Here is a 20,058-nt window from a genome sequence, read left to right on the forward strand (position 1 = left end):
CTGTGTATTCAAGGAGAGGCTATCGCATGACTCATGCCAACTCGCTGGGCGTCCGCACGCCCCGTCATTCAAGGGCTGGCGTAGAAGCAGGCATAACGCCTTCGTGCATCCTGCATGAAATCCGCTCGACCGGCATTGCATATAACAAGCCCGGCAAATGCCGGGCTGTGGGTGATGCTTGAGAAGGCCTGCGACTGAAAGCTATCGGTTCGCCTGGGAGGCCGAACCGTGGCCGACATGCTTGGGCCCCGCCAACGCCCAGGCGATCAGGCCGAACAGCGGCACGAAGACGATCAGCACGATCCACACGCCTTTATTGCTCGATTTCCCTTCGCTTTTACGCACCCGGTTGATGGCCCAAAGCTCGATCAGTACAAGAATGACCGCCAATACGATCCACACGGTTTCGATTTGCATAGGCTTACCTCCTGATGGTCTGTGCGTTAGGTGGCAAGCGAGGCGTCGGGTTCATTCTTTTTCGGCGGACTAATCGCAGCGGGGAGACTGAACGCCGGCATCGGTTTAAAACTTTGCTGGCGGAATCAGATCGGGTTAACGGTGGGCGTTTAGAAAGCGGCTTTCGTGATCTGCAGTCGGCAACAGGCACGTGTCGTACTTGCCGAACAGCCGATAGCGATTCATCGCGATGCGATCGTAAGCCCAATCGCGCAGGGCGCGCGGGATGATGCGCAGCAGCTTCAGCGGTTGCCAGCGGCCCGGCAATTGCCCGATGACCTGAAGAAACGCATCCGAACGCTCCCAGTAGCTACGGTCGCGAATCACCGCCATGGTATCGAATTCGTCCAATGGCAAGCCGGCCCACGCCAGCAATGCCTGGCCCTCGGGCGATTGCACCGCTGCCAGACGCACACGGCGGTGGCGATCATGCCGGATCAGAAAACGCGCCCAACCGTTGCACAGTTTGCACACGCCATCGAACAGCACCACGGTTTCGCCGGGCTGCAGCAGCGGCGCGGGGGTTGGGCGGGTTTTCGTGGCGGGCATCGGCATACGTCCTTGGCAGGTTGTCGCGATAATACCCCCGATCAACAGGCGGGGGGCTACAGCAGTGGATCGCGCCGGTATTGCCCCGGCGATATCCCGTGCACGCGACGGAATGCGGCGCCAAAGGCTGCGTCGGACAGGTAACCCAGTGACGCGGCGACGGTCGCTACGTTGTCACCCCCGTTGCGCAAGCGGAACGCGGCTACGGGTTCGCTGGTCACGTTTTTGCACTGCCATCGCGCGTCACGCCCCGACAAAACATCTTCCGATAATCCGACGGTGACGTCCCCAAGTGAGCCGCGAACTGTTGCCGCAACGACAGCGGCGTGCCAAAGCCGGCTTCCCCGGCAATGCATTCAATCGGTAAATCCGTGGTTTCCAATAACGCCTGCGCTCTGATCACTCGCTCGGCGTTGAGCCATTTGAATACCGTTGTACCGGTCGTTTCTTTGAATCGCCGGGTAAAGGTGCGCCTGCTCATCCGGGCTTTTTCGGCCAACAGGTCCAGCGACAGGTTTTCGCTCAGGTTCATGCGGGCCCAGGCCAAAACGTTGGCCAGGTGCGTTTCGCTTGGGAGCTGTGGCACCGGGTGCTCGACATACTGTGCCTGGCCCCCTTGGCGGTGCGGTGGCGTGACCAGCATTTTCGCCGTGTGATTGGCCACGTCAGCGCCGAAGCGCTGGCGCACCAGGTGCAGGCAACAATCGATGGCCGCTACGGTGCCCGCCGAGGTCATCAAGTTATCGTCGGTGACATACAGCACCTCGGGGCGAAACCGAACCTTGGGGAAGCGTTGCGCAAATTCGTCGCGAGCGGCCCAGTGGGTCGTCGCCTCCTTGCCGTCCAGCAACCCGGCGTCACCGAGCACGAAGGCACCCAGGCACAAACCGACGATCAATTTGCCTTCGGCGTGGGCCCGTTGCAGCGCCTGCACAAGCGCCGCCGAAGCGGTGATCGATTGATCGCCCCACGCCGGAATAATGATGACGTCGCACGTTTCCATCAATTCCAGACCGTTGGCGATCGCCAGCCCAATGCCTTGGTCACTGCTGACCATGCCCGGCTCTTGCGCGCAGTAGCTGATCTCGTAACGGGGCTCGTTGGCGCCCGGATTCGCGGTCGCCAGGACGATACCGGGCACCGACAGGTGGAACAGGCTTACGCCGTCGAATGCAAGGACGGCAACACGGATGGAAGGCATAAAAAGAGGTCTCGGTTCGACGGAGTCGTTTTGGCCCGATTATATCGATATATGTCATTCAGGCCACTGTTGGCGGCGGCAAGCTTCAGCAAGAATGGACGTCTTGATAAACCAACAGGATGATTCCCATGACACTTAAAACGCTTCCTTTTGCCTTGAGCATTGCCTGTGCGGCCGCTGCTGCACCCGCGTTCGCAGAGACAGGTACCGGGGCAAACCCTGAGGCCGCGCACAAACTGAATCTGCAGCAAGTACGTAACGCCACGGTGAAAATCACCTACGGCGACACGACTTTTCTGATCGATCCGATGCTGGCCAAAAAGGGCGCCTACCCAGGGTTCGAAAACACCTACCGGAGCAATTTGCGTAACCCGCTGGTTGATCTGACCGAGTCCCCGGAGCAAGTGATTGCCGGCGTCGATGCCGTCATCGTCACGCATACGCACCTGGATCACTGGGACGATGCCGCGCAGAAAGCCCTGCCTAAAGACATCCCTCTGTTCGCCCAGCATGAAGAAGATGCTCAGCTGATTCGCTCGCAAGGCTTCAAAAACGTGCGAGTGCTGAAGGATCAGGCCGAGTTCGGCGGCGTCAAAATAACCAAAACGGGCGGCCAGCACGGCACCGACGAAATGTATGCCGTGCCTGCCCTGGCCAAACCGCTGGGCGAAGCCATGGGCGTTGTCTTCCAGGCGCCCGGTTACAAGACCCTCTACCTTGCCGGCGATACCATCTGGCGCAAGGAAGTGGATCAGGCGATCGAAAAGTTCCAGCCTGAAGTGATCGTGCTCAACGCCGGCAAGGCGAAAATGAGCGGCTACGAAGGCTCGATCATCATGGGCGAGGAAGATGTCCTGCGCGCGGCGCAGGTCGCGAAAAACGCGAAAATCGTTGCCGTGCACATGGACGCGATCAACCACATGTCCCTGACGCGTGACGAGTTGCGCAGCTACGTAAAAAAACACGGCATCGAAAACCGTGTGGACATTCCGGCGGACGGTGCTTCGCTGGCGTTTTGATTGATCCTCACCTGCCTGGGCGTGTTGTCGACACGCCCAAGTCGGCAAAGCGTTGTTATTCGTAACGTCGAGCCTGACCCCTTCAATCCCTCAAAGCCTTATCGATGACCTGATCCCAGAGGGGCGTTGAAGGGAACAGCTCAACCAGGAATGCCGTAAACGCCTTCACATTCGGGCTTCCCCGACGGCTCTCCGGCCACAACGCCGTGATGGTGAAACGTTCCACGGTGAACTGCCGCAAGATCGGAATCAGTTCGCCCCGACGAACATACGCCGCAGCCACATAATGCGGTGAAATGCCGATGCCGCCCCCGGCAGCCAGCACCGCCGCGACTGCATCACTGGCGTCAACGGTGAAGGCTGCATCAGGCGTCAGCTCCAGCTGCTTGTCGCCGGCCAGATAAGGCCAGCGCAGACTCTGTCCCGTGCTTTGATAACGAAAATTCACGCATTCATGATGCGCAAGATCCTCAGCCGTGAGTGGCACGCCCTTGCGTTTCAGATAGTCCGGTGACGCAAACGCACCGATCCGATGTGGCCCGAGCGGTCGGGAAATCAGACGGGAGTCGGCAAGGTTGCCGACGCGGACCGCGACGTCGATGCCTTGCTCAATGATGTCGGAATATTGATCGCCAAGCCTCAGATCGATGGTGAGATTGGGGAATTGCTCACGAAACCTCGGCAGGGCAGGCGCGATGATATTCAAGCCGATGGGCAGCGGCGCTGTTACTTTCAGCACACCCGCAGGCTCGGCGCGGGATGCAACGGCGGCCTGATCGATGTCTTCGACTTCGCGCAGTATCCGCAGGGCGCGCTCATACAGGTCACGGCCCTCCGGGGTGAGCACCAGTGAGCGCGTGGTGCGGGTGAAGAGCATCAATCCGAAATGTTCTTCCAGCCGTTGCACGCTTTTGCTGATGGCAGACGGCGACACCGACAGTGCGCGCGCCGCCGCCGTGTAGCTGCCCAGCGACGCCGCACGTGCGAAGGCGATAAGCCCGGTTAAACGATCCAATCCAATTTGTGCCTTCATGGCATTAGTAAAGCGACTTTCGCCCCAATTATCAATGTCTCTTCATCACAGTAGTCTTTCTCCATCGAACGCCATTCAGGTGTTCCAGACGGAGACTCATCATGGATATCGCCCAAACACTGCCATCCTCACTCATCAACAAAACCGTGGTCATTTTCGGCGGCACCTCCGGCATCGGCCTGGCGGCTGCGGTGCAAGCAAAAGCCGTCGGCGCCAAGGTCATCGTGATCGGCTCAAATGCCGCGCGTGCCGAGCAGGCCGCAATCGAGCATGGCCTTCACGGTTGGCGCGCAGCAGACGTGACCGACAGCAAGGCGATCGAAGCCGCGCTGGCGAATATTCCCCAGGTTGATCACCTCGTTCTGCTCGCCGGCACGTTCGTCGCAGGCACCGTACTCGAAGCTGACATCGATTACCTGCAACGCGCGTTCCATGAACGCATCTGGGCGTCAATCCATGCGATTCGTGTTCTGGGCGACAGGCTTGCAAAAGACGGGTCGATCACTTTCATTTCTGGCTCCCTGGCTGATCGCCCAAATGCTTACGGCACGGCCGTGCTCGGGGCTGCCTCGGCAGCAATGGAAGCACTGGCTCGCGGTCTGGCCCTTGAATTGGCCCCGGTGCGTGTCAACACGCTGTCTCCAGGCCCGATCAATACACCGATTCTCGGCAAGGCACTCGGCGAGGGGCGTGATGCCTTCGTCGCCTCTCTGGAGCAGGTTCTGCCGCTGCATCGCCTCGGCACAGCAGAGGAAGCCGGCGCGGCAGCAGTGTTCCTGATGAGCAACACCTTCATGAACGGCGCCGTACTCAACATCGATGGCGGCGCTCGCCTGGTTTGATCCTGCCAACCTACTGGAGAGCTTAATGATGACCACATTGTTTGATTCGCTGCGCCTCGGTGCGCTTGATCTTCCCAACCGTATCCTGATGGCGCCGATGACACGGGCTCGGGGCACTCGCGACCACATTCCGACCGACATGATGGTCGAGTATTACCGGCAGCGGGCCAGTGCCGGCCTGATCATTTCCGAAGCGATCGGCATCAGCCAGCAAGGGCTGGGCTGGCCCTACGCGACAGGCATCTGGTCTGTCGAACAAGTCGTCGGCTGGCGCAAGGTAACCGAAGCAGTGCATGCCGCTGGCGGCCGTATCATCGCCCAGCTTTGGCATATGGGGCGCGTGGTTCACCCAAGTTATCTCGGCGGCGGCCAGCCGGTTTCCGCATCGGTCACCACCGCGCCGGGGCAGGCACACACTTACGCCGGCAAGCAGCCATATACCCCAGCGCGTGCGTTGCCGCTGGAAGAAATCCCCGCACTGCTGGAAGACTTCCGGCAGGCCACACGCAATGCGATGGAAGCGGGTTTCGATGGTGTACAGATCCATGCTGCCAACGGCTATCTGATTGATCAGTTTCTGCGTGACAGCGATAATTTTCGCACCGACGCTTATGGCGGCTCGATCGATAACCGGACCCGTTTGTTGAAAGAGGTCACCGAGGCTGTGGCCGGAATCATCGGCGCCGACCGCACCGGTGTGCGCTTGACTCCAAGCAGCTATGAGCAGGGCATACGTGACAGTGATCCTGAAGCCCTATTCATACGCGCAGCCGAGGTGCTGTCGGCTATAGGGATCGCACATCTGGAAGTGCGCGAACCTCCATTGGACGGCACCTTCGGCAAGTCCGAACGGCCGCCGCTTGCCGGGGTCATTCGTGAGGTGTTCAAAGGGGTGCTGATCCTGAACTCCGATTACGGGTTTGCGAGAGCACAGGCGCAAATCGAGGCGGGGCTTGCCGACGCCATTGCGTTTGGACGGCCGTTTATTGCGAATCCGGATTTCCCAGCCAGATTCGCCCGACAGTTGCCGCTGGCCGAGAGCGAGATGAGTACCTGGTTCAGCCAGGGCAGAGAAGGGTATCTGGACTATCCGGCGTTGAGTGGCGTCTGAGTATGCTCGGCATCAGTCGATGCCACCGCTAGCCATCACCGCAAGCGCGATATCCGTTGGGATGTCAGGACATGCTCAAGCTGAGGCTCGACGATCGCTCTGTGCGTTGCCAATACGTGCGCCTGGGCCCACTCGAGTTCGGGGCGTAACCATTCCAGCGCATCCTCCGCCGCGAAGGCTAAAAGGCGCTGACGTTTCATTTCCGTATCTTCGTGTGTGACGAGTGCCAGCCCGTCACACCCGTTGTAGGTTTTGCTGACCTGGGCGAGCGCCGCCAGGAAGATAGGTGAAGGCTCGCGTGCTGTCGTGTAGGCCAGGTTTCGCGAATGGATTGCCATCCCGGTGTCCAGGGATTCGTACCAACCTTCGACGGCAACCAGCATGCGCCCGTTACGCTTGACCCGATCGAACACCCTTGAACGCATAACCAGATGCAGCGGCAGATGTGTGAGCGGTGGCATGGTTCCCATCGACCAGTTGGGCGACCAGCCCCAGCGCACCGGCAAGCATTCGAGCGTTTCGTCGCGCCGACAGATGCCATTGACCCGCATACCCGGTTTGATGAGATTGCGCGCTTCAGGCTGTGCTCTGCCTGAGGCCTTCTTTTCTGCCGATCCGGCCTGTGCATTTACGACTGCCAGCTGACCGGTGACCAGAAGAGAAGCCAATTGCTGAGGGGCGGCGTGTTGAACGATGTACTCACACATTACGAACTCCTGGCAGTGGATTTGAAAACCTTCCTCCGGCACGTTGCATGTCTGGCGTTATTCCACTGCTTGCAGGATTGGGGCACGGGGTTGTTTTTTTCACATCGCGAGATCCTCGTCCCAACACACCGAACCGGACTGGCACCATTGCACCTCGGTCAAGCCGAACCGCTCCGCCATGGGTTTTGAAAAACGCTTCAGAGGTGGCCGGCCGGGTTTGGGGATGGGTGCCAATCCGGCATCACAACTGGCCCATTGCCAGGCTTCGGCGTTGTTCATCAACTTCGTTCTGATAATGAAAGACTTGGGTTTTCCGTGAAGTCGGTATCTGATCGTGTACAAATCTGCTTGGCTCATGAGGCTCTCCTGTTGCTCATAAAAAAGGGATGTCCCCCGCGCCAGGAAATTCACAGATTTTTTCAGGATGTCGATGTGCGTACTTTTGATCCAGAGATTTCTTATACGCATGTAAGTCTGCGTATAAGTAATTTCATTCGTTAGATATCTGGCTCCGCTTATATCAACTAAGCGAGACGGCTGAAGTATTCCGGGCTACTGCGCTGTAGCTGGATTGATATGCTTTGGATTGGGTAACAAGCGATAGCCCCTCGTTAACACGGGGGAGCAACTGATGACGGCGAATGTAGCGAAAAACTGGAACGTTAGTGCAATAAAAAACTGTCGCACATATCAGTCGGAACAGCGCGCAAACGAAACGTCAGTCGTCTTTTTTTTGCACACTTGGAGCGAAGCCTGTGTAAAGGTTTAGGCAGCGATAAAGCGGCAACAGGAAACAGGGTCATGGATAACGACGATCTGCGTCGCACTTGTACAAAATGCAAGGGGCTGTATAGGAGTTCGCCACAAGTAGAGCGTTACCGAGCAAGCGCAGGCCATGCCGGGTTGTGTGAGGCGTGTACCAGGATTGAACAAGAGCACGCGGTTGATGAGGGACTCGCCTTGTGCGCGGCGAAGATGTTGCTGATTGACCACCGATTCAAACCGCCGCCAAAACCCTGATATCAAATAGGCAGAAAAGCCCGGCGGCGACTACTGGCTGTTTCATTAGTTTAACGATGCAAGCGAGACGGTATCGACCGGAACAACTTCAAGTTCCACGTCTCGCTTACCTGTAAGACTCTGATCAGTACGACCTGAGCCACCGCAGTTCAACGCCGGCCGGTCCGCGTACTGACATCCACCCACACAGCCAATACCAGAATGCTGCCTTTGACGATCATCTGCCAATAACTGTCGACGTCGAGCATGGACATGCCGTTGTCCAGGCTGGTGATCACGAGTGCGCCGAGCAGGGCGCCGTAGACCGTGCCGGAACCGCCGCGCATGGAAGTACCGCCAATGAAACAGGCGGCGATGGCGTCGAGTTCGCCCATGCTGCCCGCCGAGGGCGAACCGGCGGCCAGACGGGCCGTGTTGACCACGCCTGCGAGGGCACACATCACGCCCATGATGCCGAAAATCCAGAGCTTCACGGCCTGCACATTGATGCCCGACAGGCGCGTCGCTTCCATGTTGCTGCCGACCGAGTAGACGCGGCGGCCAAACACGGTCTGACTGGTCACGTAGCTGAACACGCCCAGCAGAATCAGTAGAAGCAAGACCGGCACGGGAATGCCGTCGTAGCTGTTGAGCGTCAGGACGAAGCCTGCCAGCACCGCGCCGATCACTAGCACCCGTACGACGTCACGCACCAGTGAATGCGCCGCCAAACCATGAAGGGCGCGATTGCGCCGTTGTTTCCAGGTCAGGTACACCGCAAGCGCAAACAGCAGCACGCCCAGGCCTGCGCCGATCGCGTGGGGCAGATAACCCTGGCCGATGTAAACGAGCTCGGGCGATACCGGCGCGATGGTCGTGCCGCCGGTGATGCCCAGCAGGATGCCTCGGAACGCCAGCATGCCCCCCAGCCCGACGATGAAAGACGGGATGCGCAGGTAGGCGGCCATGTAACCGTTGGCGAGGCCGATGATCAGGCCGCACAGGGCGACGAGGCTGAGGTTCGCCAGTAGCGGGATGTGGTAGATCACATCGAGAATGGCCGCGAGCCCACCGAGCAGGCCGAGCAATGAGCCGACCGACAAATCGATTTCGCCGCTGATGATCACCAGCACCATGCCGCAGGCGAGAATGCCGGTAATCGACATCTGCCGCAGCAGGTTGGAAAGGTTGCGGGGTGTGAGGAAGCCGCCCTCGGTCTGCCAGCTGAAGAACAGCCAGATCAACACCACGGCAAACACCAGCGCGAGCATCTTGTAGCGGGTGAACAGTTGTTTGACCTGATTCATTTACGCGGATTTCCGATCATTATTGTTATGGCTGCCAGGCTGGCTGAGCGCGGCGGCGAGCACCTGTTCCTGGGTGAGTTCATGGTTGATGAAATCACCCCGCAACTGGCCTTCGCCGATCACCAGTACGCGGTCGGAAACGCCGAGCACTTCGGCCAGTTCCGACGACACCATGATGATCGACACGCCGGTGGCCGCCAGCGCGCCCATCAACTTATAGATTTCGTACTTGGCGCCGACGTCTACCCCACGGGTGGGCTCGTCGAGGATCAGCACCCGGGGTTTGGCCAGCAGCATCTTCGCCAGCACCGCTTTTTGTTGATTGCCCCCCGACAGGCTGGTGATTGGCAGGAACGGGCTCGCGGTCTTCAAGTGCAGGCGCGAGATTTCCCGATCGATGCAGCCCAGTTCAGCCTCGGCATCGATGCGGGTCAGTTTCGAATAGTTCTCCAGCACGGCGAGGGTGATGTTCTGGCCGACGCCAAGGTCGGGAATGATGCCCTGACGTTTTCGGTCTTCTGGCACCAGGCACAGCCCGGCGCGGATCGCCTTGAGCGGTGTGCGCGTGTCGATCGGTTGGCCGTCCAGCCAGACTTCGCCTTCGTGGCGACCGGGGTAAGCGCCGAACAGCGCCGTCACCAGTTCAGTGCGCCCCGCACCGACGAGCCCGGCAATGCCGAGGATTTCGCCGCGTTTGAGGCTGAATGAAATATCGTCTACGCGTTTGCGCCCCGGGTTATCGACGTCGTAGCAGGTGATGTGGCGGGCCTCGAAAATCACCTCGCCGACATCGTGTGGCTCGGTGGGGTAGAGGTTGCTCATTTCCCGCCCGACCATCTGGGTGATGATCTGTGCGATGTCCATGTCCGCCATGGCAGTGGTGGCGATGTGTTTGCCGTCACGGATCACCGAAATGGTGTCGCACACGGCGGCCACTTCATCGAGCTTGTGGGAGATGTAGACGCAGGCCACGCCCTTGGCTTTAAGGTCACGGATGATGTCCAGCAGCACCTCGATTTCCGAGCGGCTGAGGGCGGATGAAGGTTCGTCGAGGATCAACAGGCGCGCCTGCTTGTTGAGGGCTTTGGCGATTTCGACCAGTTGCTGATAACCGCCGCCGTACTGTGAGACGGGCAGCGAAACGTTCATGTCCGGTACTTTCAGTTCGCGCATCAACGCTTCGGCGCGGTGGATCATCGCTGGGTAATTCATCCGCCCGCCGGGCAGCGTCAGCTCATGGCCCATGAAAATGTTTTCGGCCACTGACAAGTCGGGAACCAGTGTCAGTTCCTGGTGAATGATGACGATCCCGGCCGCTTCCGTTTCGCTGATCGATTGCGCCTTGAGCGGTTGTCCGTCCCAAAGGATCTCACCGTCCCAGGTTCCAAAAGGATAAACGGCCGAAAGGATCTTCATCAGCGTGGACTTGCCGGCGCCATTCTCGCCACACAGCCCCACGCACTCACCGGGCCTGACCTTGATGTCGATGCCGTTGAGCGCTTTGACGCCGCCGAAGGTTTTGACGATGCCGTTCATTTGCAGCAGATAGTCGGACATGGAAAAGGCTCGTATACCAAGGATTCAGACACCACTGAACCCTTGTGGGAGCGAGCTTGCTCGCGAAAGCGCCCAGTCAGACACTGTTGAGCTGACTGATACGCCGCCTTCGCGAGCAAGCTCGCTCCCACAGGGGTTTCGCATAACCAGAGATTTACGATCCGGTTATTGTCCGGCGATTTGCGCCTTGGTGTAGAAGCCGTCCTTTTCGAGCAAGTCGATGTTGTCCCTGGTTAACGGCGTGGGCGTGAGCAGGATGGTGTCGACTTTTTTGCTGCCGTTGTCCGACTGCGAGCTGTAGGCGGGTTTCTCGTTACGTGCCAGTTGCACCGAGAGCTTGGCCGCTTCTGTCGCGATGAGTTTCAGCGGCTTGTACACGGTCATGGTTTGCGTGCCGCCGATCACGCGTTTGACGGCGGCGAGGTCGGCGTCCTGTCCGGAAATCGGCACCTTGCCGGCCAATTGCTGAGCAGCCAGTGCCTGAATGGCGCCGCCGGCCGTGGCGTCGTTTGAGGCGACGATGCCATCGATCTTGTTGTCGTTACGGGTCAGGGCGTTTTCAACAATGCTCAGCGCTTCGGTCGGGTTCCATTCCTTCACCCACTGCTGGCCGACGATTTTGATATCGCCCTTGTCGATGGCCGGCTGCAGCACTTTCATCTGGCCTTCGCGCAGGACTTTGGCGTTGTTGTCGGTGGGCGCGCCACCGAGCAGGAAGTAGTTGCCCTTGGGTGCAGCTTTCAGCACGCCGCTGGCCTGCATCTCGCCGACCTTTTCGTTATCGAAGGAAATGTAGGCGTCGATGTCCGCGTTGAGGATCAGGCGATCATAGGACACGACCTTGATCCCGGCTTTCTTCGCCTCGGCCACCGCGTTGGTCAGGACCGTGGCGTTGAACGGCACAATGACGATGACATCGACGCCACGGGAGATCAGGTTTTCGATCTGCGAAATCTGCTTCTGCTCGTTGGCGTCGGCTGATTGCACGAACACTTTGGCGTCCATTTTTTCCGCTGCCGCCACGAAGTAATCGCGGTCACGCGACCAGCGCTCCAGGCGCAGGTCGTCAATGGAGAAACCGATTTTGGGGTGTGTCGCGTCCGCCATCACTGGCAGTGACAACAGCGCCAAAGCACTGGCCAACAGCGTACGTTTCAAGTTCTTCATGGTGGTGCGTCCTTTTATTTTTGTTTGACAGACACGGCCTGACGACGAGTTCGGGCTGGTAGAACTGTAGAGAATCTGCAGACGCAGCAAGCACAGAATTGTCGTGCAATTGTCACCGCGTCGTTGCGCCGGCAGAGTCCCGTTGGCGATCAGCGATAGATAAACCGGTTGACGATGTTTTCGAGCATTTCCTGCCGGCCGCTGACGGCCTGCGGGTTCAGGTCGTTCACGAAGGCATGCTCCGCCAATGACTGAAGCGTGAAATCACCCGCCGCCACTGCCTGCCCGAACGGCTGCTGCCATCCGGCGTAACGTTGATCCTTGAGCGCTTGAAGTTGATCGTTTTCAACCATCGCGGCGGCCCGTTCCAGCGACAGGGCGAGAACGTCCATGGCGCCGACATGACCATGGAACAGATCGATCTCGTCGAGGCTCTGGCGGCGCACCTTGGAATCAAAGTTGAAGCCGCCATTCTTGAAGCCACCCGCCTTGAGGATTTCATAGGTCGCCAGGGTCATTTCTTCGACGCTGTTGGGGAACTGATCGGTGTCCCAGCCGTTTTGCGGGTCGCCACGGTTGGCGTCGATGCTGCCGAAAATTCCCAGCGAGGCGGCTGTGGCGATTTCGTGGTGAAAGCTGTGGCCGGCCAGCGTCGCGTGGTTGGCCTCGATGTTGACCTTGATTTCGCGCTCCAGGCCGTACTGCTGAAGAAAGCCGAACACCGTGGCGCTGTCGTAATCGTATTGATGTTTGGTCGGCTCCTGCGGCTTGGGCTCGATCAGCAGGTCGCCGGTGAAACCGATCTTGTGCTTGTGCTCGACCACCATGCGCATGAAGCGGCCGAGTTGTTCGCGTTCACGTTTCAAATCGGTGTTGAGCAGGGTTTCGTAACCTTCGCGACCGCCCCACAACACGTAGTTGGCGCCTTTGAGGCGATGAGTCGCGTTCATGGCGCTGAAGACCTGAGCGGCGGCGCAGGCGAACACTTCGGGATCAGGGTTGCTGGCGGCACCGGCGGCAAAGCGCGGGTTGCTGAAGCAATTCGCGGTGCCCCACAGCAGCTTGATGCCGCTCTGTTCCTGATGGTGCTCAAGGCGATCGACCATTTGCGCGAAATGGTTGCGGTACTCCTTCAGCGAGTTGCCTTCCGGGGCCACGTCCGTGTCGTGAAAACAGTAGTAGTCGATGCCCAGTTTGCTGAAGAACTCGAACGCAGCCTCAGCCTTGCCGATGGCGACTTCCATTGGGTCGCCAGCGCGTTGCCATGGGCGCTTGAACGTGCCGGCCCCGAACACATCGGAACCGGGCCAGACGAAGGTGTGCCAATAGCACGCGGCCATGCGCAGGTGTTCGCGCATGGGTTTGCCGAGGATCAGTTTGTCGGCGTCGTAGTGGCGGAAGGCGAGGGGAGAATCACTGTTCGGACCTTCGTAGCGAATCGGCTCGATGTCGGGGAAGTACTGCATTGACCTTGTCCTTGTTGTTCTTGGCGGTGTCTCGATACTAGCAACGGCCCCGCGCCTGCTGATTATGAAAAGCATCAACACGGCGTGCGATTTTGCGTATTGAGCTTCGACGCCGGCGGGCCTAGTCTGTGCTCATCGCTGCCGTGAACAGGCGGCCCGGAACCCGAATAAAAACAATGAAAACCGTACCGCCCGTGCACCGCATCGCCCTGTTGTTCAACGGCAGCAAGATTTATGACCGTGGGATCATCAGCGGCATCGGTAACTACCTGAGCAGCACCCGCGCTTCCTGGGACCTGTTTCTGGAAGAGGATTTTCTCTGCCGCCTGAAGGGCATCGAGCGCTGGCAGGGCGACGGGATCATTGCCGATTTCGACGATCCGCTGATCGGCGAGGCGCTGGCCGATATCCATTTGCCCGTGGTGGCGGTGGGGGGATCCTACGAGGATGAACGTGCTTATCCGAAAGCGATTCCCTACGTCGCCACGGATAACAACGCGTTGATCACCCTGGCTTACGCGCACCTGGTCGAGGCCGGGCTGCAACGGTTTGCCTGCTTCAGCCTGCCGGAGTCGCAAGCCAATCGCTGGGCTCAGGAGCGGGAAAAAGCCTTTCGCAAACTGATGCAACGCGATGGCCTGCATGCCGAGATCTATCGCGGGATGGGCACCAGCGCGCCGCTGTGGGACAGCGCCGTCGAGCAACTGATCGCCTGGCTGCAAAGTTTGCCCAAGCCCATCGGCATCATCGCCGTCAGCGATGCCCGCGCCCGCCAGTTGCTGCAAGCCTGCCTTACCGCCGGGATCGCCGTGCCGGAGCAAGTTGCGCTGATCGGCATCGACAACGACCCGCTGACCCGCAGCCTGACCCGCGTGCCCCTGAGTTCGGTGATCCAGGGCACCGAAACCATGGGCCGCACCGCCGCGCAATTACTGCACCAGATGCTGCACGGCATGCCGTCTACGGGCACGCAGATTCTGATTCCTCCCGACGCCGTCAACGTACAGGTGTCGAGTTTGCACCAACCGTTGGGCAACCCTTACGTCATGCAAGCGCTGCTGTTCATCCGCCAATATGCCTGTCAGGGCATCAAGACTGCGCAAGTGGCGGCGTATGTCGGCGTATCGCGCTCATCGCTGGAGGCCCATTTTCGCGCTGAGCGAGGATGCAGCGTGCATGACGAAATTCTGCGTTTCAAACTGACGGCGGCAACCAGCGGCCTGAAGAACACTGACGCGCCGATTGCCGACATTGCCCAGGCGTGCGGTTTTAAATCTGCGCAGTATCTGCACACGGTTTTTCGTCGCGAGTTTGGCTGCACGCCGCGTGAGTATCAGCAGGGTGGTGCCTAGCACCGTCGATGGCTCACGCCACCGCAGCGGCACTGGCTCTGGACCGCCAGGCAAACCCCAACACCATCAGCAAGCCCAGACCGGCCATCGCCGCGCCCGCCAGGGAAATCGCCGGATAACCCAGCCCGGCGTTGATCACCGCGCCGCCCAGTGCCGCACCGATCGCGTTGCCGAAATTGAACGCACCGATGTTCACCGCCGAGGCCAGGTTGGGCGCGTCCTTGGCCGCCTCCATCACGCGCATCTGCAGCGGCGGTACGATGGCGAAGCTGGCGATACCCCAGATCAGGATGGCGACAGCCGCCGGCAGCGGCCAGCGCATCAGGACGGTGAACGCCAGCAAGACCAGAATCAATGCGCTGAGCGACACGATCAGGGTGCGATCGATCGAGCGGTCGGCAGCCTTGCCGCCCCACATGTTGCCCAGCGTCAAGCCGACTCCGAACAGCACCAGCATGGCGGTGATGTAGGCGGCGGAGGCGTGGGTCTCGCTGCTGAGAATCGGCGCGATGTAAGTGAAAACGGTGAACATCGCACTTGAGCCGACGACTGTCAGGGCCAGCGCTGCCAGCACCGGACCTCGGCCCAATACGCGAATTTCCGCCAATGCCCCCGCGCCTTGCGGTGCTTTCAGGTCGGGCAGGGCGAACCACAACGCGATCATGGTCAGCACGCCGAGACCGGTGATTCCCCAGAATGCGGTGCGCCAGCCGAACAGCTCACCAAACCAGGCAGCCAGCGGCACACCACCGATGGTTGCCAGGGTCAGGCCCATGAACATCGCGGCCACGGCGCCGGCACGTTTTTCCGGTGCGACCACGCTGGCGGCGACGACGGAGCCAACGCCAAAAAACGCACCGTGGTTGAGCGAGGTAATCACCCTGGCGACCATCAGGCTGTAGTAATCGGTGGCCAAAGCGGACATCAGATTACCCAGGGTAAAAATCGCCATCAGGCCGATCAACAGATAGCGCCGGGGAATCTTTCCGGTGGTCAGCGTCATCAGCGGCGCGCCGAGCAGTACGCCCAAGGCGTAGGCACTGACCAACAGCCCCGCAGCGGGAATGGAAACGCCGAGATCGGCAGCAATGCCGGGCAACATGCCCATGGGCGCGAACTCGGTGACGCCAATGCCGAAGGCACCGATGGCGAGTGCAACAAGGGGTGGATTGATACGCATGGAAATCTCCTCATCTATGCCGCCAATGCTACGATCCATCGTTTTCAGGCGGTAGATAGCGATTTTGGCAATCACCTTTGCGTAAGAGGCACGAATGGATTTCAACGGCAGGTCGGGAGAAATGAGCGTGTTCGTCACCGTGGCGCAGGAGGGCAGCCTGTCGGCCGCCGCTCGCGCATTGGGCCTGACGCCCTCGGCGGTCAGTCGGATCATCGCGCGCGCCGAACAACGACTCGGCACACGCCTGCTGCTGCGCACTACGCGCGCGCTCACTTTCACTGCCGAGGGCGAGGCGTTCCTGCGCGGCGCCCGACGGATTCTGGCGGACATGGACGAGGTCGAAGAGGCCATTGCCGACCAGGGTGTACCGAAGGGCCGATTGCGCGTCAGCGCCGCGCTCGGCCATGGGCGGCTGGCCATCGTGCCTTTGGTTGCAGCCTTCAGCGCCCGTTACCCGAACATCGTCGTCGACCTCAGCCTCGGCGACGAAGTGGTCGACATCCTCGCCGGCCAGGCAGATGTCGCGGTGCGCTTTGGCCATCTGCCCGACAGCCCCCTGACCGCACGCCGGATCGGCCACACCGGCCAGGTGGTGGTGGCCTCACCCGAATATCTGCGGCGCCACGGCACACCCCAGCAACCGGAAGACTTGCTGAGGCACAACTGCCTGCGCTTCAACTTCCGGCGTGCCGAACCCAACTGGCCATTTATCCGCGACGGCAAGGAGTTCTCCCTGAAGGTCAGCGGCAACATCGAATGCAGCAGCGGTGAAGCACTGGCACAGTTCGCCAGAGTCGGTGCCGGCATTGCGCGTATCGGCGAGTTCAGCGTCAGGGAGGACATGCAGCGCGGCGACCTGATACCGCTGCTGCAGCCCTGGAACCCCGGCGACGAAGAACCGATTCATGCGGTATTCGTTGGAGGCTCGGCCATGCCGGTGCGGGTGCGGTTGTTTGTGGATTTTTTGCTGGAGCAGCATCGGATTTAGTCCGGCTGCGTGATTGATACCGGGTTGCTGCCCGCGAGCAGGGATGGTGTTTCAAGTCGAGTACTTCTTTGCGACTACGGGTCCGCCAACTGCCGTCCTGCACGACCGCCGGCCTGACAGCGGCGCTGCGTTTCCAATTTGCCGTCTAAGCTCCTTGCTCAGATATTTCAATCTCAGCCCAGCGCAGGTCGTCCAAACCTCCTGCCCTTGAAGGAGCACGCCATGCGCTATCGCATCTTCGGCAACACCGGTCTGCGGGTTTCTTCCCTTGCACTGGGCACCGGCAACTTCGGCAAGGGCTGGGGCTACGGCTCCGATGCCGATGAGGCACGCAAAATCTACGACGGCTACCGTGCGGCGGGTGGCAACTTCATCGATACCGCCGATCAATATCAATTCGGCCAGTCGGAATCTTTTCTAGGCGATTTCATGGCGACCGAACGTAATGAAATCGTGCTGGCAACCAAGTTCTCGCTTGGCGACTCACCGGGTGCTGGCATCCTGCGTTCCGGCAATAGCCGCAAAGCCATGCTCAGTTCGGTGGAAGCCAGCCTCAAGCGCCTGAACACCGATCGGATCGATCTTTTGTGGGTGCACATGCCCGATGGCGTCACGCCGATCGACGAAATTGCGCGGGGGCTGGACGACCTGATCCGCTCTGGCAAAGTGCTCTACAGCGGGCTGTCCGATTTCCCGGCCTGGCGGGTGGCAACAGCAGCGACACTGGCCGAGCTGCGTGGCTGGTCGGCGATATCGGCAGTGCAACTGGAATACAGCCTGGTGGAGCGCACGGCCGAGCGCGAACTTCTGCCGATGGCGGCTGCTTTCAATCTGGGCACGGTCGGCTGGTCACCGCTCGGCGGTGGTTTGCTGACCGGCAAATACCGCAAAGGCGAGACCGGCCGAGCGCAGGGGTTGGGGGCGGTGATCCACGACGAAAGCAGCGAACGCAAAACCTCGACAGTCGACTCGGTCCTAGCGATCGCTGGCGAGACCGGCCACACGCCGGGCCAAGTCGCCATCGCCTGGGTGCTTGCCAAGGGCACGTTGCCGATCATCGGTCCACGCACGCCTGAGCAACTGGCCGATAACCTGGGCGCAACTGACGTTCAGTTGACGGCAGAGCATCTGCAACGTCTGGATGACGCCAGCGCCTTCACCCTGGGTTTTCCGCACGACGTGGTGGCGGCGTCAGCACCCTCGCTGGCCGGAGGCAAGGCTGAACTCATTGATGCTCCGAACCGGGTGGTTCGATAAGTCGAGCATCCATCGGCACCGCGAACACTGCGCTGGCGCGTGCAACCGTTCGCTCCCCGACGTGCAGGCTGACGGCGGCAAACGCCAGTTGACGTCCCTTTTTCGAATGCTCGAGACGGACTTCGAGCCATTCGTTCAACTATAGGTATGCGGAATTTGCTGCGATAAACCGTGTGACGCATTGGACCGACAAGCAAGGAGCAATCCTGATGGAGATTAAAATTCGAAATGCAACGACTGCGGACGCGCCGGCTATCAGTGGAACGATCATCAAAACGCTGCGCGAGAGCAACGCTCGGGACTACCCAACCGAAGTCATCGACCAAGTAGTTGAAAACTTTTCGCCCTCGGCGGTGCTTCCATTGTTGACGGTGCGCCTGGTGCTTGTCGCTACGATCGACAGTCAAGTCGTTGCGACGGCAAGTCTCGATAAGGATGTTGTTCGGAGCGTATTTGTCGAACCGGACTATCAAGGGAAGGGCGTCGGAAGACAGCTAATGGAAAGTATTCAATCCATAGCCGTCGACGCAGGTTTCAACCTGCTACGCGTTCCTTCTTCTATCACTGCAGAAGGCTTCTATGCCTCGCTTGGTTTCAGCAAGGTCCGGGATGAGTACCTTCAATCGGAGCGTACGGTCATCATGGTGAAGGCGGTGAAAACGTAGGACCAATTGAGCCCTTCAAACTGGCGTCGGTTTCGTCGAGCTGCGAGTCGTAAAGGATTCAGCTCAGATTAGAGGGCGAGCAGTGCCGACGTCACGCAAATACTGCTCGCGATTTGCCCGATTCTGCCGGGTAGAAAATAGCAGTTGACTTAGAGTGCACTCGAACATTTACGGTGGTTACATGAGTCGTTGGACGTTTTGGATAACAAGTGCAAAGCCAGATCTAACCCTCCACCCACGCCGCATGCAACTGCACAAACCGCATCTGCAGCCATTCGATAAACACCTGCACCTGCGCCGGCAAATGCGTTCGGCTGGGGTACAACAGCGATACCGGCCGAGGCGCCGGCCGCAACGGTTGCAGAATCTCGACCAGAGCACCGCTGGCCAGATGTTCAGCGACCGTAATTCCCGGTGCCTGAATGATGCCGAAACCGGACACGCCGCACTGAACGTAGGCATTGGACTCGGTGACAGTAATCCCGGTGTGGCTGACGTACGTTTGCTGCTTTCCATCAACCGAGAACTGCCAGGGCAATGTGCGATTGTTCTGGCCCGATAAAAAGTTAACGCCGCGGTGATCGGCCAGCTCGTCCAGTGTTGCCGGCGTGCCGTGTTCGCGCAGATATTGGGGGGCGGCGCAGGTCACCATGGTCGCCAAGGCGATGGGGCGGGCGATCAGGGTTGAGTCCGGCAGCTCGCCGATTCGCAACGCACAATCGATCCCTTCGCCGACCAGATCCACCGCCCGATCTGTCACGCCCAGGATCATGTTGATGCCCGGGTAGGTGTCGGTGAATTCCCGCAAGCTTCTGATGAAATCCATCTGCGCGAACGCCGTGGGAATATCGACGCGCAGGCGACCGGAAAGTGTTGCGCCGGTGCGATCGAACATGGTGGTTGCGGCGGTAATCTCGGCGAGAATTTCCTGCACCCGTTGGTAGAAGCGTTCGCCCTCTGGCGTGAGCGCTACTTTCCTCGTGGTGCGCTGGAACAGGCGTACGCCCAGCGAGCTTTCGAGTTCCTGAATGTAGCGAGTGACTTGAGGTCGGCCGATGTCCAGCGACTCGGCGGCTTTGGTGAAACTGCCCAGTTCCGCCAGCCGGGCGAACAGGCGCATCGATTGCAGTAATTCCATGACATCTTTTCCGGTGAGTTCAATGGACGGCTTTGTTGCTTGAGGATAGAACAATCCTGTCTTT

At 59.7% G+C, this 20,058-nt stretch carries 20 protein-coding genes; 7 read left to right on the plus strand and 13 right to left on the minus strand.

Annotation, left to right across the window (positions count from 1 at the left end; genetic code table 11):
• Nucleotides 1-201: 201 nt before the first annotated feature.
• From HU727_RS02910 to HU727_RS02925, 4 genes are all read right to left on the minus strand, one after another.
• Nucleotides 202-417: a PLD nuclease N-terminal domain-containing protein gene (locus tag HU727_RS02910; RefSeq protein WP_186528194.1), complete on the minus strand. Its 216-nt coding sequence runs from the start codon at nt 415-417 to the stop codon at nt 202-204.
• Nucleotides 418-552: 135 nt separating this feature from the next.
• Nucleotides 553-1,005, minus strand: coding sequence for a thiol-disulfide oxidoreductase DCC family protein (locus HU727_RS02915; RefSeq protein ID WP_186528195.1), 453 nt, complete (start codon nt 1,003-1,005; stop codon nt 553-555).
• 56 nt (nt 1,006-1,061) lie between these two features.
• Nucleotides 1,062-1,226, minus strand: coding sequence for a helix-turn-helix domain-containing protein (locus tag HU727_RS02920; protein WP_367616965.1), 165 nt, complete (start codon nt 1,224-1,226; stop codon nt 1,062-1,064).
• Nucleotides 1,223-2,206: a GlxA family transcriptional regulator gene (locus tag HU727_RS02925; RefSeq protein WP_186528196.1), complete on the minus strand. Its 984-nt coding sequence runs from the start codon at nt 2,204-2,206 to the stop codon at nt 1,223-1,225. The genes HU727_RS02920 and HU727_RS02925 overlap by 4 nt, the downstream gene beginning before the upstream one ends.
• A gap of 128 nt (nt 2,207-2,334) precedes the next feature.
• Between HU727_RS02925 and HU727_RS02930 the strand changes: the two genes are divergently transcribed.
• Nucleotides 2,335-3,225: an MBL fold metallo-hydrolase gene (locus HU727_RS02930; protein ID WP_186528197.1), complete on the plus strand. Its 891-nt coding sequence runs from the start codon at nt 2,335-2,337 to the stop codon at nt 3,223-3,225.
• 82 nt (nt 3,226-3,307) lie between these two features.
• Here the strand turns inward: HU727_RS02930 and HU727_RS02935 are convergent, their stop codons facing one another.
• Nucleotides 3,308-4,258 (minus strand): LysR family transcriptional regulator, encoded by a 951-nt coding sequence (locus HU727_RS02935; protein ID WP_186528198.1) that lies wholly within the window; start codon nt 4,256-4,258, stop codon nt 3,308-3,310.
• A gap of 101 nt (nt 4,259-4,359) precedes the next feature.
• Here HU727_RS02935 and HU727_RS02940 point away from each other — a divergent pair, with 101 nt between their 5' ends.
• Together HU727_RS02940 and HU727_RS02945 are read left to right on the plus strand one after the other, a co-directional pair.
• Complete coding sequence (locus HU727_RS02940; protein ID WP_186528199.1) at nt 4,360-5,100, plus strand: SDR family oxidoreductase; 741 nt, start codon at nt 4,360-4,362, stop codon at nt 5,098-5,100.
• Nucleotides 5,101-5,128: 28 nt separating this feature from the next.
• Entirely contained in the window at nt 5,129-6,211 is a 1,083-nt protein-coding gene (locus HU727_RS02945) for an alkene reductase (RefSeq protein ID WP_186529219.1), read from the plus strand.
• A 35-nt stretch (nt 6,212-6,246) separates the two neighbouring features.
• Here HU727_RS02945 and HU727_RS02950 read toward each other — a convergent pair whose 3' ends face one another.
• The 6 genes from HU727_RS02950 to xylA all read right to left on the minus strand — a co-directional run bounded on the left by HU727_RS02950 (nt 6,247) and on the right by xylA (nt 13,414).
• Nucleotides 6,247-6,918 (minus strand): SOS response-associated peptidase family protein, encoded by a 672-nt coding sequence (locus tag HU727_RS02950; RefSeq protein WP_186528200.1) that lies wholly within the window; start codon nt 6,916-6,918, stop codon nt 6,247-6,249.
• A gap of 99 nt (nt 6,919-7,017) precedes the next feature.
• Entirely contained in the window at nt 7,018-7,275 is a 258-nt protein-coding gene (locus HU727_RS02955; protein ID WP_186528201.1) for a DUF6555 family protein, read from the minus strand.
• A gap of 812 nt (nt 7,276-8,087) precedes the next feature.
• Nucleotides 8,088-9,224: a sugar ABC transporter permease gene (locus HU727_RS02960; RefSeq protein ID WP_186528202.1), complete on the minus strand. Its 1,137-nt coding sequence runs from the start codon at nt 9,222-9,224 to the stop codon at nt 8,088-8,090.
• Nucleotides 9,225-10,781 (minus strand): D-xylose ABC transporter ATP-binding protein, encoded by a 1,557-nt coding sequence (gene xylG / locus HU727_RS02965; protein ID WP_186528203.1) that lies wholly within the window; start codon nt 10,779-10,781, stop codon nt 9,225-9,227.
• Nucleotides 10,782-10,946: 165 nt separating this feature from the next.
• Nucleotides 10,947-11,948: a D-xylose ABC transporter substrate-binding protein gene (xylF, locus tag HU727_RS02970; protein ID WP_186528204.1), complete on the minus strand. Its 1,002-nt coding sequence runs from the start codon at nt 11,946-11,948 to the stop codon at nt 10,947-10,949.
• 149 nt (nt 11,949-12,097) lie between these two features.
• Nucleotides 12,098-13,414 carry a xylose isomerase gene (xylA, locus tag HU727_RS02975; protein ID WP_186528205.1) on the minus strand — a complete coding sequence of 439 codons (1,317 nt, stop codon included), beginning with the start codon at nt 13,412-13,414 and terminating at the stop codon, nt 12,098-12,100.
• A gap of 176 nt (nt 13,415-13,590) precedes the next feature.
• On the opposite strand from xylA, the gene HU727_RS02980 reads away from it, so the two are divergent.
• Entirely contained in the window at nt 13,591-14,766 is a 1,176-nt protein-coding gene (locus tag HU727_RS02980; protein WP_186528206.1) for a XylR family transcriptional regulator, read from the plus strand.
• Between the two features lie 13 nt (nt 14,767-14,779).
• Here HU727_RS02980 and HU727_RS02985 read toward each other — a convergent pair whose 3' ends face one another.
• Complete coding sequence (locus HU727_RS02985; protein WP_186528207.1) at nt 14,780-15,946, minus strand: MFS transporter; 1,167 nt, start codon at nt 15,944-15,946, stop codon at nt 14,780-14,782.
• 94 nt (nt 15,947-16,040) lie between these two features.
• On the opposite strand from HU727_RS02985, the gene HU727_RS02990 reads away from it, so the two are divergent.
• From HU727_RS02990 to HU727_RS03000, 3 genes are all read left to right on the plus strand, one after another.
• The gene (locus tag HU727_RS02990; RefSeq protein WP_186528208.1) at nt 16,041-16,934 is read left to right on the plus strand and encodes a LysR family transcriptional regulator; all 894 of its coding nucleotides are present in this window, start codon (nt 16,041-16,043) and stop codon (nt 16,932-16,934) included.
• Nucleotides 16,935-17,156: 222 nt separating this feature from the next.
• Complete coding sequence (locus tag HU727_RS02995) at nt 17,157-18,191, plus strand: aldo/keto reductase (RefSeq protein WP_186528209.1); 1,035 nt, start codon at nt 17,157-17,159, stop codon at nt 18,189-18,191.
• Nucleotides 18,192-18,400: 209 nt separating this feature from the next.
• Entirely contained in the window at nt 18,401-18,856 is a 456-nt protein-coding gene (locus tag HU727_RS03000) for a GNAT family N-acetyltransferase (protein ID WP_186528210.1), read from the plus strand.
• Between the two features lie 223 nt (nt 18,857-19,079).
• On the opposite strand, the gene HU727_RS03005 is transcribed toward HU727_RS03000, so the two are convergent.
• Nucleotides 19,080-19,994, minus strand: a complete 915-nt coding sequence (locus tag HU727_RS03005; protein ID WP_186528211.1) for a LysR family transcriptional regulator — start codon at nt 19,992-19,994, stop codon at nt 19,080-19,082.
• Nucleotides 19,995-20,058: the final 64 nt, after the last annotated feature.

This window comes from Pseudomonas khorasanensis (assembly GCF_014268505.2).
Taxonomy (GTDB): domain Bacteria; phylum Pseudomonadota; class Gammaproteobacteria; order Pseudomonadales; family Pseudomonadaceae; genus Aquipseudomonas; species Aquipseudomonas khorasanensis.

Bases quoted from the DNA above. Each gene is read 5' to 3' on its own strand.
- HU727_RS02985 (WP_186528207.1), bottom strand. From the start codon at position 15,946: ATGCGTATCAATCCACCCCTTGTTGCACTCGCCATCGGTGCCTTCGGC.
- HU727_RS02910 (WP_186528194.1), bottom strand. From the start codon at position 417: ATGCAAATCGAAACCGTGTGGATCGTATTGGCGGTCATTCTTGTACTG.
- xylF (WP_186528204.1), bottom strand. From the start codon at position 11,948: ATGAAGAACTTGAAACGTACGCTGTTGGCCAGTGCTTTGGCGCTGTTG.
- HU727_RS02940 (WP_186528199.1), top strand. From the start codon at position 4,360: ATGGATATCGCCCAAACACTGCCATCCTCACTCATCAACAAAACCGTG.
- HU727_RS02990 (WP_186528208.1), top strand. From the start codon at position 16,041: ATGGATTTCAACGGCAGGTCGGGAGAAATGAGCGTGTTCGTCACCGTG.
- HU727_RS03000 (WP_186528210.1), top strand. From the start codon at position 18,401: ATGGAGATTAAAATTCGAAATGCAACGACTGCGGACGCGCCGGCTATC.
- xylG (WP_186528203.1), bottom strand. From the start codon at position 10,781: ATGTCCGACTATCTGCTGCAAATGAACGGCATCGTCAAAACCTTCGGC.
- HU727_RS03005 (WP_186528211.1), bottom strand. From the start codon at position 19,994: ATGGAATTACTGCAATCGATGCGCCTGTTCGCCCGGCTGGCGGAACTG.
- HU727_RS02950 (WP_186528200.1), bottom strand. From the start codon at position 6,918: ATGTGTGAGTACATCGTTCAACACGCCGCCCCTCAGCAATTGGCTTCT.
- HU727_RS02960 (WP_186528202.1), bottom strand. From the start codon at position 9,224: ATGAATCAGGTCAAACAACTGTTCACCCGCTACAAGATGCTCGCGCTG.
- xylA (WP_186528205.1), bottom strand. From the start codon at position 13,414: ATGCAGTACTTCCCCGACATCGAGCCGATTCGCTACGAAGGTCCGAAC.
- HU727_RS02945 (WP_186529219.1), top strand. From the start codon at position 5,129: ATGACCACATTGTTTGATTCGCTGCGCCTCGGTGCGCTTGATCTTCCC.
- HU727_RS02915 (WP_186528195.1), bottom strand. From the start codon at position 1,005: ATGCCCGCCACGAAAACCCGCCCAACCCCCGCGCCGCTGCTGCAGCCC.
- HU727_RS02980 (WP_186528206.1), top strand. From the start codon at position 13,591: ATGAAAACCGTACCGCCCGTGCACCGCATCGCCCTGTTGTTCAACGGC.
- HU727_RS02935 (WP_186528198.1), bottom strand. From the start codon at position 4,258: ATGAAGGCACAAATTGGATTGGATCGTTTAACCGGGCTTATCGCCTTC.
- HU727_RS02930 (WP_186528197.1), top strand. From the start codon at position 2,335: ATGACACTTAAAACGCTTCCTTTTGCCTTGAGCATTGCCTGTGCGGCC.
- HU727_RS02955 (WP_186528201.1), bottom strand. From the start codon at position 7,275: ATGAGCCAAGCAGATTTGTACACGATCAGATACCGACTTCACGGAAAA.
- HU727_RS02925 (WP_186528196.1), bottom strand. From the start codon at position 2,206: ATGCCTTCCATCCGTGTTGCCGTCCTTGCATTCGACGGCGTAAGCCTG.
- HU727_RS02995 (WP_186528209.1), top strand. From the start codon at position 17,157: ATGCGCTATCGCATCTTCGGCAACACCGGTCTGCGGGTTTCTTCCCTT.